General features: G+C 64.9%; 15 protein-coding genes. 4 read left to right on the top strand and 11 right to left on the bottom strand.

Features of this window, described 5'->3' with window-relative positions; all coding sequences use genetic code 11:
- Nucleotides 1-27 precede the first annotated feature (27 nt).
- Complete coding sequence (locus QQL28_RS37270) at nt 28-1,683, bottom strand: fumarate hydratase (protein ID WP_284273721.1); 1,656 nt, start codon at nt 1,681-1,683, stop codon at nt 28-30.
- Nucleotides 1,684-1,933: 250 nt separating this feature from the next.
- Here QQL28_RS37270 and QQL28_RS37265 point away from each other — a divergent pair, with 250 nt between their 5' ends.
- From QQL28_RS37265 to QQL28_RS37255, 3 genes are all read left to right on the top strand, one after another.
- Nucleotides 1,934-2,413 (top strand): hypothetical protein, encoded by a 480-nt coding sequence (locus tag QQL28_RS37265; protein WP_284273719.1) that lies wholly within the window; start codon nt 1,934-1,936, stop codon nt 2,411-2,413.
- A gap of 123 nt (nt 2,414-2,536) precedes the next feature.
- On the top strand, nt 2,537-2,710 hold the full coding sequence (locus QQL28_RS37260; RefSeq protein ID WP_284273717.1) for a hypothetical protein: 174 nt from the start codon (nt 2,537-2,539) through the stop codon (nt 2,708-2,710).
- Nucleotides 2,711-2,792: 82 nt separating this feature from the next.
- Complete coding sequence (locus tag QQL28_RS37255) at nt 2,793-3,467, top strand: methyltransferase family protein (RefSeq protein WP_284273715.1); 675 nt, start codon at nt 2,793-2,795, stop codon at nt 3,465-3,467.
- Between the two features lies 1 nt (nt 3,468).
- Here the strand turns inward: QQL28_RS37255 and QQL28_RS37250 are convergent, their stop codons facing one another.
- The 10 genes from QQL28_RS37250 to flgB form a co-directional block, all read right to left on the bottom strand.
- Nucleotides 3,469-4,176, bottom strand: a complete 708-nt coding sequence (locus tag QQL28_RS37250; protein ID WP_284273713.1) for a glutathione S-transferase — start codon at nt 4,174-4,176, stop codon at nt 3,469-3,471.
- Between the two features lie 234 nt (nt 4,177-4,410).
- The gene (locus tag QQL28_RS37245) at nt 4,411-5,100 is read right to left on the bottom strand and encodes a lectin (protein WP_284273711.1); all 690 of its coding nucleotides are present in this window, start codon (nt 5,098-5,100) and stop codon (nt 4,411-4,413) included.
- Between the two features lie 146 nt (nt 5,101-5,246).
- The gene (locus QQL28_RS37240; protein ID WP_284273709.1) at nt 5,247-6,212 is read right to left on the bottom strand and encodes a Tim44 domain-containing protein; all 966 of its coding nucleotides are present in this window, start codon (nt 6,210-6,212) and stop codon (nt 5,247-5,249) included.
- A 293-nt stretch (nt 6,213-6,505) separates the two neighbouring features.
- The gene (cckA, locus tag QQL28_RS37235) at nt 6,506-9,091 is read right to left on the bottom strand and encodes a cell cycle histidine kinase CckA (protein WP_284273708.1); all 2,586 of its coding nucleotides are present in this window, start codon (nt 9,089-9,091) and stop codon (nt 6,506-6,508) included.
- Between the two features lie 155 nt (nt 9,092-9,246).
- Nucleotides 9,247-10,326 (bottom strand): flagellar biosynthesis protein FlhB, encoded by a 1,080-nt coding sequence (gene flhB / locus QQL28_RS37230; protein ID WP_284273707.1) that lies wholly within the window; start codon nt 10,324-10,326, stop codon nt 9,247-9,249.
- Nucleotides 10,327-10,336: 10 nt separating this feature from the next.
- Nucleotides 10,337-11,107 (bottom strand): flagellar biosynthetic protein FliR, encoded by a 771-nt coding sequence (gene fliR / locus QQL28_RS37225; protein WP_284273706.1) that lies wholly within the window; start codon nt 11,105-11,107, stop codon nt 10,337-10,339.
- Between the two features lie 17 nt (nt 11,108-11,124).
- Nucleotides 11,125-11,388 (bottom strand): flagellar biosynthesis protein FliQ, encoded by a 264-nt coding sequence (fliQ, locus tag QQL28_RS37220; RefSeq protein WP_007612284.1) that lies wholly within the window; start codon nt 11,386-11,388, stop codon nt 11,125-11,127.
- Nucleotides 11,389-11,581: 193 nt separating this feature from the next.
- Nucleotides 11,582-11,890 (bottom strand): flagellar hook-basal body complex protein FliE, encoded by a 309-nt coding sequence (gene fliE, locus QQL28_RS37215; protein WP_284273703.1) that lies wholly within the window; start codon nt 11,888-11,890, stop codon nt 11,582-11,584.
- Nucleotides 11,891-11,907: 17 nt separating this feature from the next.
- Nucleotides 11,908-12,333, bottom strand: a complete 426-nt coding sequence (flgC, locus tag QQL28_RS37210) for a flagellar basal body rod protein FlgC (protein ID WP_284273701.1) — start codon at nt 12,331-12,333, stop codon at nt 11,908-11,910.
- A 19-nt stretch (nt 12,334-12,352) separates the two neighbouring features.
- Entirely contained in the window at nt 12,353-12,757 is a 405-nt protein-coding gene (gene flgB, locus QQL28_RS37205) for a flagellar basal body rod protein FlgB (RefSeq protein ID WP_284273700.1), read from the bottom strand.
- A gap of 351 nt (nt 12,758-13,108) precedes the next feature.
- Between flgB and QQL28_RS37200 the strand changes: the two genes are divergently transcribed.
- Nucleotides 13,109-13,615, top strand: a 507-nt coding sequence (locus QQL28_RS37200; RefSeq protein WP_284273699.1) for a flagellar biosynthetic protein FliO, incomplete at its 3' end; no start/stop codon positions are given.

Raw genomic sequence — 13,615 nt, 5'->3', positions numbered from 1 at the left:
CTTCGCGACCTCTTGCGAGGCCGCGGCCTAGCCCAGGTTCAACTCCTTGAAGAAGTCGTTGCCCTTGTCGTCGATGATGATGAACGCCGGGAAATCGACCACTTCGATGCGCCAGATCGCTTCCATGCCGAGCTCGGGATATTCGAGCACCTCGACCTTCTTGATGCAGTGCTCGGCGAGGTTCGCCGCGGCGCCGCCGATCGAGCCGAGATAGAAGCCGCCGTATTTCTTGCAGGCCTCGCGCACGGCCGGCGCGCGGTTACCCTTGGCCACCATCACCATCGAGCCGCCCGCGGCCTGGAACTGGTCGACGAAAGAATCCATGCGGCCTGCCGTGGTCGGACCGAAAGCGCCGGAGGCGTAGCCCTCGGGCGTTTTCGCGGGACCCGCGTAGTAGACCGGATGGTTCTTGAAGTAGTCCGGCAGCGGCTCGCCCTTCTCCAGCCGCGCGCGCAGCTTGGCATGTGCGGAGTCGCGCGCGACGATCATGGTGCCGGTCATCGACACCCGCGTCTTGATCGGATGCTTCGAGAACGTCGCGAGAATGTCCTTCATCGGCTGGTTGAGGTCGATCTTGACGACCTCGCCGCCGAGCGTCTGCTCGACCCGCGGCAGATACTGCGCCGGGTTGTGCTCGAGCTCCTCGAGATAGATGCCGTCCCTGGTGATCTTGCCGAGCACCTGGCGGTCGGCCGAGCAGGACACCCCTAACCCGATCGGCAGCGAAGCGCCATGGCGCGGCATGCGGATCACGCGCACGTCATGGCAGAAATACTTGCCGCCGAACTGCGCGCCGACGCCGAGCGACTGCGTCATCTTGTGGATTTCCTGCTCCATCTCGACGTCGCGGAAGGCATTGCCGTCGGGCGAGCCGTGGGTCGGCAGCGCGTCGAGATAACGGGCGGAGGCGAGCTTCACCGTCTTCATGCAGAGCTCGGCCGAGGTGCCGCCGATCACGATCGCGAGGTGATAGGGCGGGCACGCCGCGGTGCCCAGCGTCAGCACCTTCTCCTTGAGGAAGGCGAGCAGCCGGTCCTTGGTCAGCACCGAGGGCGTTGCCTGGAACAGGAAGCTCTTGTTGGCGCTTCCGCCGCCCTTCGCCATGAACATGAACTTGTAGGCGTCGTCACCCTCGGCGTAGATCTCGCACTGCGCCGGCATGTTGTTGGCGGTGTTCTTCTCCTCATACATCGACAGGGGAGCGACCTGCGAGTAGCGCAGGTTGCGGCGCAAGTAAGCATCACGCGCGCCTTCCGACAGAGCCGCCTCGTCCTCGCCGTCGGTGATGACGTTGCAGCCCTTCTTGCCCATGATGATCGCGGTGCCGGTGTCCTGGCACATCGGCAGGACGCCGCCGGCCGCGATATTGGCGTTCTTCAGGAAGTCGAGCGCGACGAACTTGTCGTTCGGGCTGGCCTCGCCGTCTTCCAGGATCGCACGGAGCTGCTTCAGATGCCCCGGCCGCAGATAGTGGTTGATCTCGCCGAAGGCCGCCTCCGACAGCGCCCGCATCGCCTCGCGTGAGACCACCAGCATGTCCTTGCCCAGGACCTTCTCGACCCGCACACCCTCGCTGGAAATCTTCTTGTAGGGCGTCTCGTCCTTGCCCAACGGAAACAGCGGGGTGTGCTTGTAGGGCGGAACGGGCTGGGACTGGTCGGGAAAGGCGGTGGGAGCGTTCATGGGGTGGATCTCGGGTTCTGGAGCCCTCTTGCAGGCCCCTGGCATAGAAGCGTTCTAAGCGCATTTTTGGCGCAAAAGGAAGGGAGCTCTGTGCCGTCCGGCCATCTCGATTCGCTGCCCTGGTCGGTCGTTCCGGTCGCTGTCGTGCGGCGGTCACGGTTCACTGCCCCCTGCACAACCATGCCGGGTTGCACCCCTTGCACTTCGGTCCCGCCGACTGTTGAATGCCCGCCCGAAGGGGCTTTTCATCATGACATTGAACTTGAACGTCCGCGGCGCGATCCTGCTTGCCGCCGCAATTACCGGCCTTGCCGTCCTCGCCTCCCCCGCCCGTGCGGACCAGTGCGACGACATCGCAAAGCAGCTCGGCAATGGCATCGACGGGCTGAAGGTCAACTTCAAGGCCGCCAACATCATCTATCTCACCCACCCGGCGGCGAAGGAGCTGTCGCTCGGCTGTCGCGCGCAGGGGCAGACCTATTCCAACGAGCTCTATGCCAAGGGCGACCGGCGGCCGACGCCGCAGTTCTACGATCTGGTGGCCTCGGCGGCGGCGATCATCTTCACGCTGCCCAAGGACGACACCACGACGGGCACGACGCGCTGCTTGAAGCGCATGGGCATCCTGCGCGGCGACAAGGTGTCGATGCGCTACAAGCGGCTGAACATGGAGTGCACGCGCAGCAAGACCGACGCCGCGATCGCGATAACGCGACCGAAGGACGAGTGAGCCGGAAGCGCAAGCGCGCCCAGGAATCCGCCCAAAAATCCCTCGCATTTTAACGATCTGCTTCACGGAAGCTTCGGCTCCCGCGGGTCATGGTCGCGTGTTTCAATCTGTGAGGATTTGCGGATGAGTGTTTCCACCGTTGCGCCGCCCCCGATCGCGATCGTGGTGCCGAACTACGACACGACCAAGCAGCAGGACGACCAGACCAAGGCCAACGATTCCGACTCCAGCTATCAGGCGCCGCCGGCTCCGCCGCTGCCGCCGGGCCAGGGCACGCGGATCGATCAGTACGCCTAACCTCCGCTTCTCGCCCGCCTTCGGGCCGCATCTTTGCCAGATAGCGGCTCTAGCATCATGTGCAAATTGCAGGGAAACGCGCATGATCGCAAGACTGCTCTTGCAGAACTCGATCGTCGTCGTCGGCATGGGCGCGCTGCTGTTTGCGGGCGCCGGCACGCTCGATTGGCCGGGTGCATGGGTGATACTGATCACCGCCGCCCTGCTCGGCCCGCTCTGCGGCTGGTGGCTGTACCGGCTCGATCCGGCGCTGCTCGCCGAACGCCTCCGACCCGTCATCCAGAAGGAGCAGCCGGCCGCCGACAAGGTCTTCATGGCCGCGTTCATCGTGGCGATACTGATCTGGCTGGTGGCGATGGGTCTGGATCGACGCCATCGCTCCTCCGACATGCCGCTTGCCTTGCAGGTGCTCGGCTTCGTGCTGTACCTCACCTCGACGGCGTTCATCCTATGGGTGTTTCGCGAGAATTCGTTCGCCGCACCCGTGGTGAAGCTGCAAACCGAGCGCGCGCAGCACGTGGTCTCGACCGGACCCTACGCCCATGTACGGCACCCCATGTACAGCGGCATGGTGCTGTTCTTCCTCGGCGTGCCGCTGCTGCTCGGCTCATGGTGGGGCGTCGCGATGGTGCCGCTGTTCCTCGTCCTGTTTGCGATCCGCATCCGCATCGAAGAGCGCACCCTGATCCAGGGCCTGCCCGGCTATGCCGACTATGCCGCGCGCGTGCGCCATCTGCTGCTGCCGGGCGTCTGGTAAGTTACGCGTCGAGCTCCTTGTAGCGGCGGAAGATGCCCTGCTCGTTGAAGGGAATGCGGCGCTCGCTTGCGAGATAGGCCTTGATGTTCGGCCGCGACGCAACACGGTCGCGCAACGCGACGAGGCCGGGGACCTCCTTCTCGAAGGCGCGCATGCGCTTTGGAAACGCATAGCGCAGGCCGTCGACGATCTGGAACAGCGAGAGATCGGCGTAGGTCAGCCTGCGGCCGGTGACGTAGACGCCGCCATTGGCATCGAGAAGCTGTTCGAAATAGCCGAGATATTTTGGCACGCGCTCCTTCCAGAACTCCGCCGTGCGCTTCTTCGCGGCCGGCCGCGCGTCCTCGTAGTAGAGCGACGGCCCGAGCGGATGATGGGTGTCGTGGACCTCCAGCACGAAATCGGCGATCGTGAGCTGGAGCTGGTGCACCCACAATTTGCCGGCTTCGGTCTTTGGCGCGAGGCCGTGGCGCGCGCCTAGATAAAGCAGGATGTTGGCGGTCTGGCCGATGACGAGCTTGCCGGCTTTCAGGAACGGCGGCGCAAAGGGCGGCGCAGAGCCCTGCGCATCCATCATCTTCATCATCGCGCCCGTGCCGCGCGGCCCGCGCGCCACGTCGACATAGGCCGCCTTCGCCTCCTCCAGCGCCAGCCGCACATATTCGCCGCGGCCCTGGATCTCGGGCCAGTAGTAGAGCTCGTATTTCATGGGGGGAGGTCCCGGACAATTCCAGGACAAGTATAGCACGCGATGCAAGTTCCGTCGCTGGCGGGAGGAAATGCTGTCCCCCACCGGCTTGTCATTGCGAGCCACCGGGTCCGCGCGTAGCGCGGCCCGATGACAGGCTCCGCGAAGCAATCCAGAATCGCTCCTCTGCGACAGCCTGGATTGCTTCGTCGCTTCGCTCCTCGCAATGACGATGAATTGAGAGCTGGGCGCTGCTCAATTCGCCGCGAAGCAGTAGAACAGCCCGTCGCCGCCGGTGCTCTTTAGGTCGGCCTGCGAGCAGCCGCCTTCGGACCCACGCGACGGATGCGAGCTGTTCCAGGACTTCGAGGGCTCGTCGTCGCGCAGGCCCCGGCGATCGAGATGACCGACCATCGCGGCGCCCTGCGTGCTCGACGTCCAGTTCTTGCAAGTGCGATCGTCCGGACCGGCAAATGCGGTGCCATCTGCCTGCGATCCCGTGAGAACGTCATGCCGGTTCGGCGAGTCGCCGACACCATTGATCCCCTCGCCCTTCTCGCTCAGCGCGGTCTGCTTGGTGAGATTGTTGGCAGCGCCGTGCAGGTCGGCAACGTCCTTGGCGATCACGGCGCCCTTCGCATTCTGCCACGGCCCCTTGCCGATACGGTCGCGCGCATTGACGGCCGGCTTGCCGTCGGCAGCCTGTGTCGAGAGATACGCGCGCCAGGTCTTGGTGCCGGCGCCGGCGGACTGCGCGAGCTTCTGGCACTGCGCGTCGGCGCCATCGAGACCGCCGAGATCGGCGCCCTTGCCGGGCCCGCTGGAGGTGACGAAGAAGGTCATGTCGGCGGATTGCGCCTGCGCAGACGGCGCTGCGAGCAAGGCAAGCGCAGCCACGGCGAGCGCGAGGCTTGGGGATGTCGTCGGTTTCTCGAAACGGGTCATCGCTTCCTCCGGTTGTGATTTTATTTCGGCCGCCGCCTGACTCGAACCCGAGGCGCGCCGCATTATTCCGCCGCCGTAACGTGAAGTACCCAAACAAAAAGGCGCCGTGCCGGAGCACGACGCCCTTGTTCCCTGAACTAGGGCGATCAGTTGGTCTGCTGGATCGCCGACAGTTCCCAGTTGCTGCCGGGCCGTCGTGCGAAGGTCCAGACCTCAGTGCCTTCGCTCGGCTGCTCGCCGCCGGCGACGATCGCGCCGGTGTTGCGATCGACCGTCTTGTCGGTCAGCGCAAAGCGCATCGCGACGGTCGCATAGTCGGTCACGTCCTCGCGCCAAGCTTCCGCCAGATCGCCCTGCAACAGTTTCACGTTGGAAGTCTTGTTGACGACGTTGCGGGCGCGGTTCTCGGCCAGGTCCTTCTCGAAATAAGCGACCATTTCCGGCGTCGCGAGCGTATGCAGCTTTGCAACATCCTCATTCGACCAGGCGGCCTGGATATCGCCGAGCAGGCGCTCGAAGCTTTCGTAATCGGCCGGCTGGATCTCCAGCGGCGCGTTGTTGGCGCCGAGCCCGAAACCAAGTCCGCTGCGATAGCTTGGCTGCGGTCCGCTGCCTGCGCCCGCCCCGGCATAGGCCGCCTGCGGCGTATGGCGGCGCTGCCACCAGGACATCGCCATCCGCACCAGGAACACCACCAGCACGATCTGGAGGATCAGGCCGAGGATCGACGACAGGCCGCCGAGGCCACCGAACAGGCCGCCGCCGAACAACAGGCCGAACAGGCCGGCGCCGATGAAGCCCGCCGCGAGCCCGCGCAGCATGCTGCCACCCGGACGGTTGAATAGGCCGCCGCCCGTCGGCGCGGTCGAGCCGGGCTGGCTATAGGTGCGGTTGAAGGGTGTGGTCGTGCCCGGCGCGGTCGAGGTCGACGGCGGCGCCGAGAAGGTCCGCGAACCGCGCGAGCCCGACGAGAAGCCGCCACCGACACGAGCGTCGGCGGAAGTGATCGCGAGCGCGGTCGGCAGCGCTAGCGCCAGCATGACGGCCATCGCCTTCACGAGACTGCGGCCGCGTAACGAGAAATTCATGTGCGTTTCCCAAATCCCCGGCATGGGGAAGTGCCACTAAGATGGGCTGTGGAACGCAAAAGTGAAGCCGGTTTCGGAACCTGCGGCTGCGGCCCTCAGTCGCGGGGTGGTGCGGAATTACCCCTGCTGTAGGATTGTTGTCGCGATGCCTCCCACGGTCGTCCTGGCGAAAGCCAGGACCAATTATCACCGGCTCACATTGGTTTGGTGGGCTGTGTCGACAGCTTCATTGAGCAACATACTGTCGGGGTAATTGGTCCTGGCTTTCGCCAGGACGACTTCGGAGTTTGCTGCGCGTGGTCCTGTCCTGTCCAGCCTCACCCCGCCTTCATCGTCTCCTTCACGGCAGCAACGAGCTGGCTCAGCGTGAACGGTTTTGGCAGGAAGTCGAACTGCTGGCCTTCGGGCAGGCTCTTCTCGAAGGCATCCTCGGCATAGCCGGAGACGAAGATGAATTTGATGTCGGGGTTCTTCTCCCGCATCGCCTTCAGAAGCGTCGGGCCGTCCATCTCCGGCATCACGACGTCGGAGACGACGAGATCGATCGCACCGCTCTGCTCGTCCAGCACCTCCATGGCCTCGACGCCGTTCTCGGCCTCGACCACGGTGTAGCCTCGCGAGCGCAGGCCGCGCGCGTTGAGGGCGCGCAAGCCCTCCTCGTCCTCGACGAGCAGGATGGTGCCCTGCCCCGTGAGATCGGTGCGCGGCTTGGCCTCGGCCGCGGGCGCTTCCTTGGCCGCACCGTTGGTCGTGGCGACAGCGGCGGTGCCGGTCACCGGCGTCTCGACCTGCGCTTCGGGTTCGGCATGATGCCGCGGCAGGAAGATGTGGAACGAGGTGCCCTTGCCCGGCTCGGAATCGACGTAGATGAAGCCGCCGGTCTGCTTGACGATGCCGTAGACGGTGGAGAGTCCGAGCCCCGTGCCCTTGCCGACCTCCTTGGTCGAGAAGAACGGCTCAAAGATCTTGTCGCGGATGTCGGCGGGGATGCCGGTGCCGGTGTCGGCGACCTCGATCCGCACATAGTCCGCCGCCGGCATGCCCTTATAGGCGAGCTTGCCCGCTTCCTCCGTGGCGACGTTGGCGGTGCGGATGATCAGCTTGCCGCCGTCGGGCATCGCATCGCGCGCGTTCACGGCGAGATTGACGATCACCTGCTCGAACTGGGAGACGTCGACCTTGACTGGCCAGAGGTCGCGGCCGTGGACGAGATCGAGCTTCACCTTCTCGCCGATCAGCCGGCGGAGCAGCATGGTGAGATCGGAGAGCGCATCGCCGAGATCGAGCACCTGCGGCCGCAGCGTCTGGCGGCGCGAGAATGCGAGGAGCTGGCGCACCAGGGTCGCAGCCCGCGTCGCGTTCTGCTTGATCTGCATGATGTCCTGGAACGACGGATCGGTCGGCTTGTGCGCGTTCAACAGGAAGTCGTTCGCCATCATGATGGCGGACAGCACGTTGTTGAAGTCGTGGGCGATACCGCCGGCGAGCTGGCCGACCGTCTCCATCTTCTGCGACTGGTTGATCTGGTTCTCCAGCGCGCGCCGCTCGGTGGTCTCGAGCATGTGCACGATCGCGGCCTCGGCGTCGTTCTCGCCCTCGTCGACCGGCGTGACGAAGAACTGTCCCCAGCGCTCCTTCGGCCCCTCCAGCGCCACCTCGACCGGCGCGATGTCGGCCTTCCCTTCGGCGGCCTGGTTGATCGCCGCGATCAGGAACTGCCGGTCGCGCGAATTGATCGCGCGGAAGATCGACTTGCTGGCGCTGTCGAGGCCAAGGCCCTGCGCCAGCTTGGCGTAACGCGCATTCGCCCGCACCACATTGCCGCCGCGGTCGACCGTGGCGATGGCCATCGGCGTGTGGTCGAAAAAGCGCATGAAGCGCACTTCGGCGGCGCGGTCGGGATCGCTGCGCTCGTCGCGGGCGCGGCTGATCACGAGGGTACGCGACGGGCCCGGCGTGCCGTCGGCTCCGAAGGCCAGCTTGTGATAGAGCCGCACCGGCATAGTCTTGCCGGTGCGCATGCGCAGATCGATGTCGAAGACTTCCGTCTTCACTTCGCCCGGCACCGCCACGATCGAGGTCAGCAGCGAGGCGCCATCGCCGGAGACGATGTCGGTGAGCTTGAGACCGCCCGAGCCGATCTCGGCGAGATCATAGTCGAGCCAGTTGGCGAGCGTCGCGTTGACGTAAGCGAGCTCGCCGGCCGGATTGACCGAGAAGAAGCCGCACGGCGCGTGATCGAGATATTCGATCGCGTGCTGGAGTTCCTGGAACACGTCCTCCTGGCGCTCGCGGTCGCGGGTGATGTCGGCGATCGACCACACCGCATATCTGGCCTCGCGCTTGCCCGTGCCGAGCGGGCGCACCCGCATGCGCAGCCAGCGCCCCTGGCTGCCATCATGGCCGGAGATGCGCACCTCCTCCTGCTGCCGCTTGCCTTCGCGGGCGGCTTTCAACAGGCGGAACACGGCCTCCGACACATCAGGGTTGCCGATGAAGACGCGCTCGACGGGCCGCACGTCCTGCGGGCCGGAGGCGCCTGTCATGGTCAGGTAGGCCGCGTTGGAATAGACGACATGGCCGCGCGGATCGGTCACCGCGAGCCCGTCAAAGGCATGATCGGAGATGCGAGCGATGATGGGATCGTCGAGATTGCGGTCGGCGAAACGCACGATGCCGGCGGCGAAGGCGAACAGGTTGAACAGACCGACCATCGCCAGCACGGCGAGGATGCCCAGGATATAGGGCTGCGCCTGCGTCCGGCCGAGCGTCATCAGCCCGACGGCGACCGCCACGAGCATCGCCGCGACCAGAAACACCAGCGCAATGCTGCCCGAGCGCTGCGGCGGCTCATGCACCGCAACAGGCTCTCGTGACAGGTTGTGGTCGGTCTCGGCGGTCATCCCAGGTCAGCACAGCCTGTCGGCAGGAAAAGAACGCGCGAACCGCGCGCAACGGGCCCTCCCTGCCTGAATCGGACCCGCAGGCGCAAGGGCGGCAGGGGCGAAACGTACGCTGATTCCCAGTTTACAGCCATTTCCGGTACTTTTCGGGTGCTTTATTGCCGTCCGGCGCCGAATCCGCGCTTCAGCCGCATGACGTAGCCGATGACCTCGGCAACAGCATGGTAGTGCTCCGTGGGGATTTCCTGGTCGATTTCGACGGTAGCGTAGAGCGCGCGTGCCAGCGGCACGTTCTCGACGATCGGAATGTCGTGCTTGCTGGCGATCTCCCTGATCTTGAAGGCGAGATTGTCGACGCCCTTGGCGACGCAGATCGGTGCCTGCATGCCGCGCTCGTAGGACAGCGCCACCGAATAGTGGGTCGGGTTGGTGATGATCACGGAGGCCTTGGGAACCGCCGCCATCATGCGCTTTTTGGCGCGCTGCTGCCGCAACTGCCTGATCTTGCCCTTGATGTGCGGGTCGCCTTCGGACTGCTTGAACTCCTCCTTGATCTCCTGGAGCGACATCTTCTGGCGCTGGAACCAGCTGCGGTACTGGAAGAAATAGTCGGCGATGGCGACGATCGCGAGCGCGGCGACCACCGCGCCGAGCAGATGGATGGTCATGCTGGTGGTGGCGCCCAGCATGGCGGACGGATCGAGCTTGACCATCGCCTCCATGCGGTGCCGCTCGGGCCACAGGATCATGGTCATGACGACGCCGAGCGCGATCAGCTTGCCGATGCCTTTGAGGAAGTTCGCCGCTGCCTGCTTGCCGAAGATGCGCTTGAAGCCGGCGGCGGGCGAGAGCTTGCTGAATTTAGGCTTGAGGGATTCGGCCGACCATACCAGCCGGTGCTGGAGCATGTTGCCGGCAATGGCCGCCAACACCAGCATCAGCAGGGGCACGCCGACCGCCGCGAGCACCGCGAATTCGATCTGCTGCATCAGCGCAAGCAGGTTCCCGCCGTCGGTCTTGATCATCCAGGAGTTGGCGAGCAGGTTGCGCATCGGCGTCACCAGCCCGCTGCCGACCGAGCCGGAAAAGGTCGAGACCACGAGCGTGCCGCCTGCGATCATGAACCAGGTGTTGATCTCCTGACTCTTGGCGACGTCGCCACGCTCGAGCGCCTCCTCGAGACGTTTTTGCGTCGGGTCTTCTGTTTGACTCTCGGGATCGTTGTCGTCCGCCATGTTGCGCCCGTCACTTCAGCGGCATCATCTGGTGCATCACACCGATGAAATAATCGAGGAAGGTACCCATCATCGCCGCGAGCACCACGGCGAGCACGAGGAAGCCGGCGAAGATCGAGAGCGGCACACCGACGAAGTAGACCTGCATCTGCGGCATCAGCCGCGCCAGCACGCCAAGCCCGATATTGAAGACGAGCCCGAACACCAGGAACGGCCCGGAGAGCTGCAAGCCCAGGCGGAACGCGGCGGCGAAGGCGCGCGTTGCAAGGGAAGCGACATCGCCGCTTGCCATCGTCTCGCCCGGCGCAAAGATCGCATAGCTGTCGTTGAGCGCTGATATCACGAGGTGATGGCTGTCGGTCGCGAACAGCAGCGTCACGCCCAGCATGGTGAGGAAGTTGCCGACCAGCACGCCCTGCTGGCCCTGCGTCGGATCGACTGATGTGACGAAGCCGAGCCCCATCTGCTGCGCGATCACGGCGCCGGCGACCTGGAGCGCGGCGAGCGTCACGCGCGCGGTCGCGCCCAGCACGATGCCGATCGCGATTTCATGCAGCATCAGCACCAAAAGCGAGGCGATCGAGCCCATGTCGACGTGATAGGCGCTCCGATGCAGCGGCAGGATGATCAGCGTGAGCAGCAGCGCGATCGACAGCTTGATGCGCGTCGGAATATTGGTCTCGCCGAGGCCCGGCAGCAGCATCACCATCGCGCCGACCCGGGCGAAGGCAAGCATGAAGGCCGCGGCGAGCGCCGGCAGCAGCGAGACGTCGATGCGCATGGTCTACGCATACTGCCTCAGCCGCCGATGATTCGCGACGAGATCCGCAGCATGTGGGAATGGAGCGCGTCGGCCATGAAGGGTAATGCCAGCAGCATGGTCGCGAAGATCGCGAGGATCTTCGGCACGTAGATCAGGGTCTGCTCCTGGATCTGCGTCAGCGCCTGGAACAGCGACACCACGACACCAACCACGAGCCCCACCACCATCAGCGGCGACGACACGATCACGATCGTCCAGATCGCATCCCGCGCCACGTCAAGCGTTTCAGGTCCGGTCATCGCGCACTTCCTTCATTCAAAGTCGTATCCCTACCGCTCTGGCAAGCCGCGCGACGCCCTCTCCCCGTCATTGCGAGCGAAGCGAAGCAATCCAGACTGGCGCCCGCGGAAAGCTTCTGGATTGCTTCGCGGAGCCTGTCATCGGGCCGCGCTACGCGCGGACCCGGTGGCTCGCAATGACGAGTGGGAGGAGTCAGATCGCCATCTTCATGATGTCTTCGTAGGACTGGATCACCCGGTCGCGCACCGACACCAGGGTCGAGACGGCGACGTCGGTTTCGGCCACCGCCGTCACCACGTCCATCACATTGGCCTTGCCGCTCGCCATGGCCACGGTCTGCGCATCGGATTTGCGACCGGATTCCATGACGCTGCCGATGGAATCCTTGAGCAGCGCGGCGAAGGACGGGCCGTTCGTCTCCGATCCCTTGCCGGTGGCGCTGTTTTCGAGCACGCGCGCGAGGTTGGCATAGGCGTTGGCGGCAATCGTCGGTGAAGCCATGGCGTTCAGCCCCCTGTTCAGGTCTTGAGGATGTCGAGCGTGCGCTGGATCATCCGGCGCGTTGCACTGATGATGTTGAGATTGGCTTCATAGGACCGCTGCGCATCGCGCATGTCGGTCATTTCAACCACCGAGTTCACGTTCGGATATTTGACGTTGCCGCTCGCGTCGGCGGCCGGATTGTTCGGCTCGTATTTGACGCGGAAGTTGGACTGGTCGGGTTTGATCCTGCCGAGGGTGACGACCTGCGCGTCCAGCGTGCGATCGAGCGCGGAGGAGAAGGTCGGCACCTTGCGGCGGTAGGGATCGCCGCCGGCGCTCTGGGCGGTGGAGTCCGCGTTCGCGATGTTCTCCGAGATCACCCGCATTCGCCCGGCCTGCGCCCGCAGGCCGGAGGTCGCAATCGCCATCGAGCGGGCAAAGTCGCTACTGTCATTCGCCATGATGCGCCTCCCTCAATTCTCAGCCCTTGCCGATCGCGGTCTTCAGGAGATGCAGGCTCTTGGAGTAGAGCGAGGTCGCGGCCGCGTAGTCCATCTGGTTCGAGGCGGACTTCATCATCTCCTCCTCGAGATTGACGGCATTGCCCGCAGGGCGTGTCTCGAAGCCCGCATTCTTGTTCTGGTCGAAGCTCGACGGCGCGCCGGACGGCGTCATGTGCGTGGCGCTGGTGCGGGCCATTGCGAGCGGCCCCATCGAGCCGGTGACCGCGCCGGTCTTGTCGAACTTGGGCTCGACCAGGTCGCGCGGCCGGAAGTTGGGCGTGTCGGAATTGGAGACGTTCTCGGACAGGACGCGCTGGCGTTCCTGGTGCCACTGCATCTTGGTGCGAAGCGCCGAGAGCACCGGGAGATCGTTGATGGACATGGCTTGCGGCTCCTTGCCCCGGATCAGGCCCGGCGCTAGGCAGAATTTGCCGCGTGTATGGTTAACGGCTGGTTAAGATGCCGGCGGCAGATGTCCCTCCTCGAGACGCGCCGGTTTCGCCCCCGTGATTCTACGCGTCCAAAACACTCGTTAACCCAATCGCTTGGCTCCGGAACAATTCCCCAGAAAGTCGTTTTGGATCGGACGATTCATGGGTTATTAAGAACTGGGGACGGCAGAACTTGCCGTGAGGTGTTAAGGGATCGAACTTCTGGGGCGTCGCGGGCTGGCGGTCGGTATGGATTTCGACCGTTGGCCGCGTGAGACAAGCGCCATTTGCCGGGGACAAGCATGCAAGGCCCTTTGACCTTTATTCTAGCATTCATCGTCGTTCTGGCGCTGATCGGCTTGGCCGCGTGGCTGGTTCGCCGATTCGCGACGAACCGGCTGGGTGCCAATACGCAGCGCGGCAGGATGCCCCGGCTCGCCGTGATCGACGCTGCCGCCGTGGATGGCCGCCGCCGCCTGGTGCTGGTCCGGCGCGACAATGTCGAACATCTCCTGATGATCGGCGGCCCGACCGACATCGTCGTCGAGCCCAACATCGTGCGTGCGGCCGCGAGTCGCGATCAGTTGCCGCAACGTTCCGGGAACGCCGAGCCGCCGCGCCTTGCGCCGATGCCCGAACCCTCCGCTTGGGATGAACCCTCGCCGCGCCCCGAATTGCTCGACATCCCCGAGCCGCAAATGCCCGAGCCGCCGCCGCGGCCTGCGCGCCCCTCCTTCGCCGACGAAGTGCGCCGGCCCGCGCCTGCGCTCGCCGAGCGCCGCAGCGATCCGCTGGCCGGCTTCACCGCC

It is taken from the genome of Bradyrhizobium iriomotense (genome assembly GCF_030160715.1).
Lineage (GTDB): Bacteria > Pseudomonadota > Alphaproteobacteria > Rhizobiales > Xanthobacteraceae > Bradyrhizobium > Bradyrhizobium iriomotense.
This window is presented reverse-complemented; position numbering and strand designations above follow the sequence as displayed.

Bases quoted from the DNA above. Each gene is read 5' to 3' on its own strand.
- QQL28_RS37270 (WP_284273721.1), bottom strand. From the start codon at position 1,683: ATGAACGCTCCCACCGCCTTTCCCGACCAGTCCCAGCCCGTTCCGCCC.
- QQL28_RS37265 (WP_284273719.1), top strand. From the start codon at position 1,934: ATGACATTGAACTTGAACGTCCGCGGCGCGATCCTGCTTGCCGCCGCA.
- QQL28_RS37260 (WP_284273717.1), top strand. From the start codon at position 2,537: ATGAGTGTTTCCACCGTTGCGCCGCCCCCGATCGCGATCGTGGTGCCG.
- QQL28_RS37255 (WP_284273715.1), top strand. From the start codon at position 2,793: ATGATCGCAAGACTGCTCTTGCAGAACTCGATCGTCGTCGTCGGCATG.
- QQL28_RS37250 (WP_284273713.1), bottom strand. From the start codon at position 4,176: ATGAAATACGAGCTCTACTACTGGCCCGAGATCCAGGGCCGCGGCGAA.
- QQL28_RS37245 (WP_284273711.1), bottom strand. From the start codon at position 5,100: ATGACCCGTTTCGAGAAACCGACGACATCCCCAAGCCTCGCGCTCGCC.
- QQL28_RS37240 (WP_284273709.1), bottom strand. From the start codon at position 6,212: ATGCCGGGGATTTGGGAAACGCACATGAATTTCTCGTTACGCGGCCGC.
- cckA (WP_284273708.1), bottom strand. From the start codon at position 9,091: ATGACCGCCGAGACCGACCACAACCTGTCACGAGAGCCTGTTGCGGTG.
- flhB (WP_284273707.1), bottom strand. From the start codon at position 10,326: ATGGCGGACGACAACGATCCCGAGAGTCAAACAGAAGACCCGACGCAA.
- fliR (WP_284273706.1), bottom strand. From the start codon at position 11,107: ATGCGCATCGACGTCTCGCTGCTGCCGGCGCTCGCCGCGGCCTTCATG.
- fliQ (WP_007612284.1), bottom strand. From the start codon at position 11,388: ATGACCGGACCTGAAACGCTTGACGTGGCGCGGGATGCGATCTGGACG.
- fliE (WP_284273703.1), bottom strand. From the start codon at position 11,890: ATGGCTTCACCGACGATTGCCGCCAACGCCTATGCCAACCTCGCGCGC.
- flgC (WP_284273701.1), bottom strand. From the start codon at position 12,333: ATGGCGAATGACAGTAGCGACTTTGCCCGCTCGATGGCGATTGCGACC.
- flgB (WP_284273700.1), bottom strand. From the start codon at position 12,757: ATGTCCATCAACGATCTCCCGGTGCTCTCGGCGCTTCGCACCAAGATG.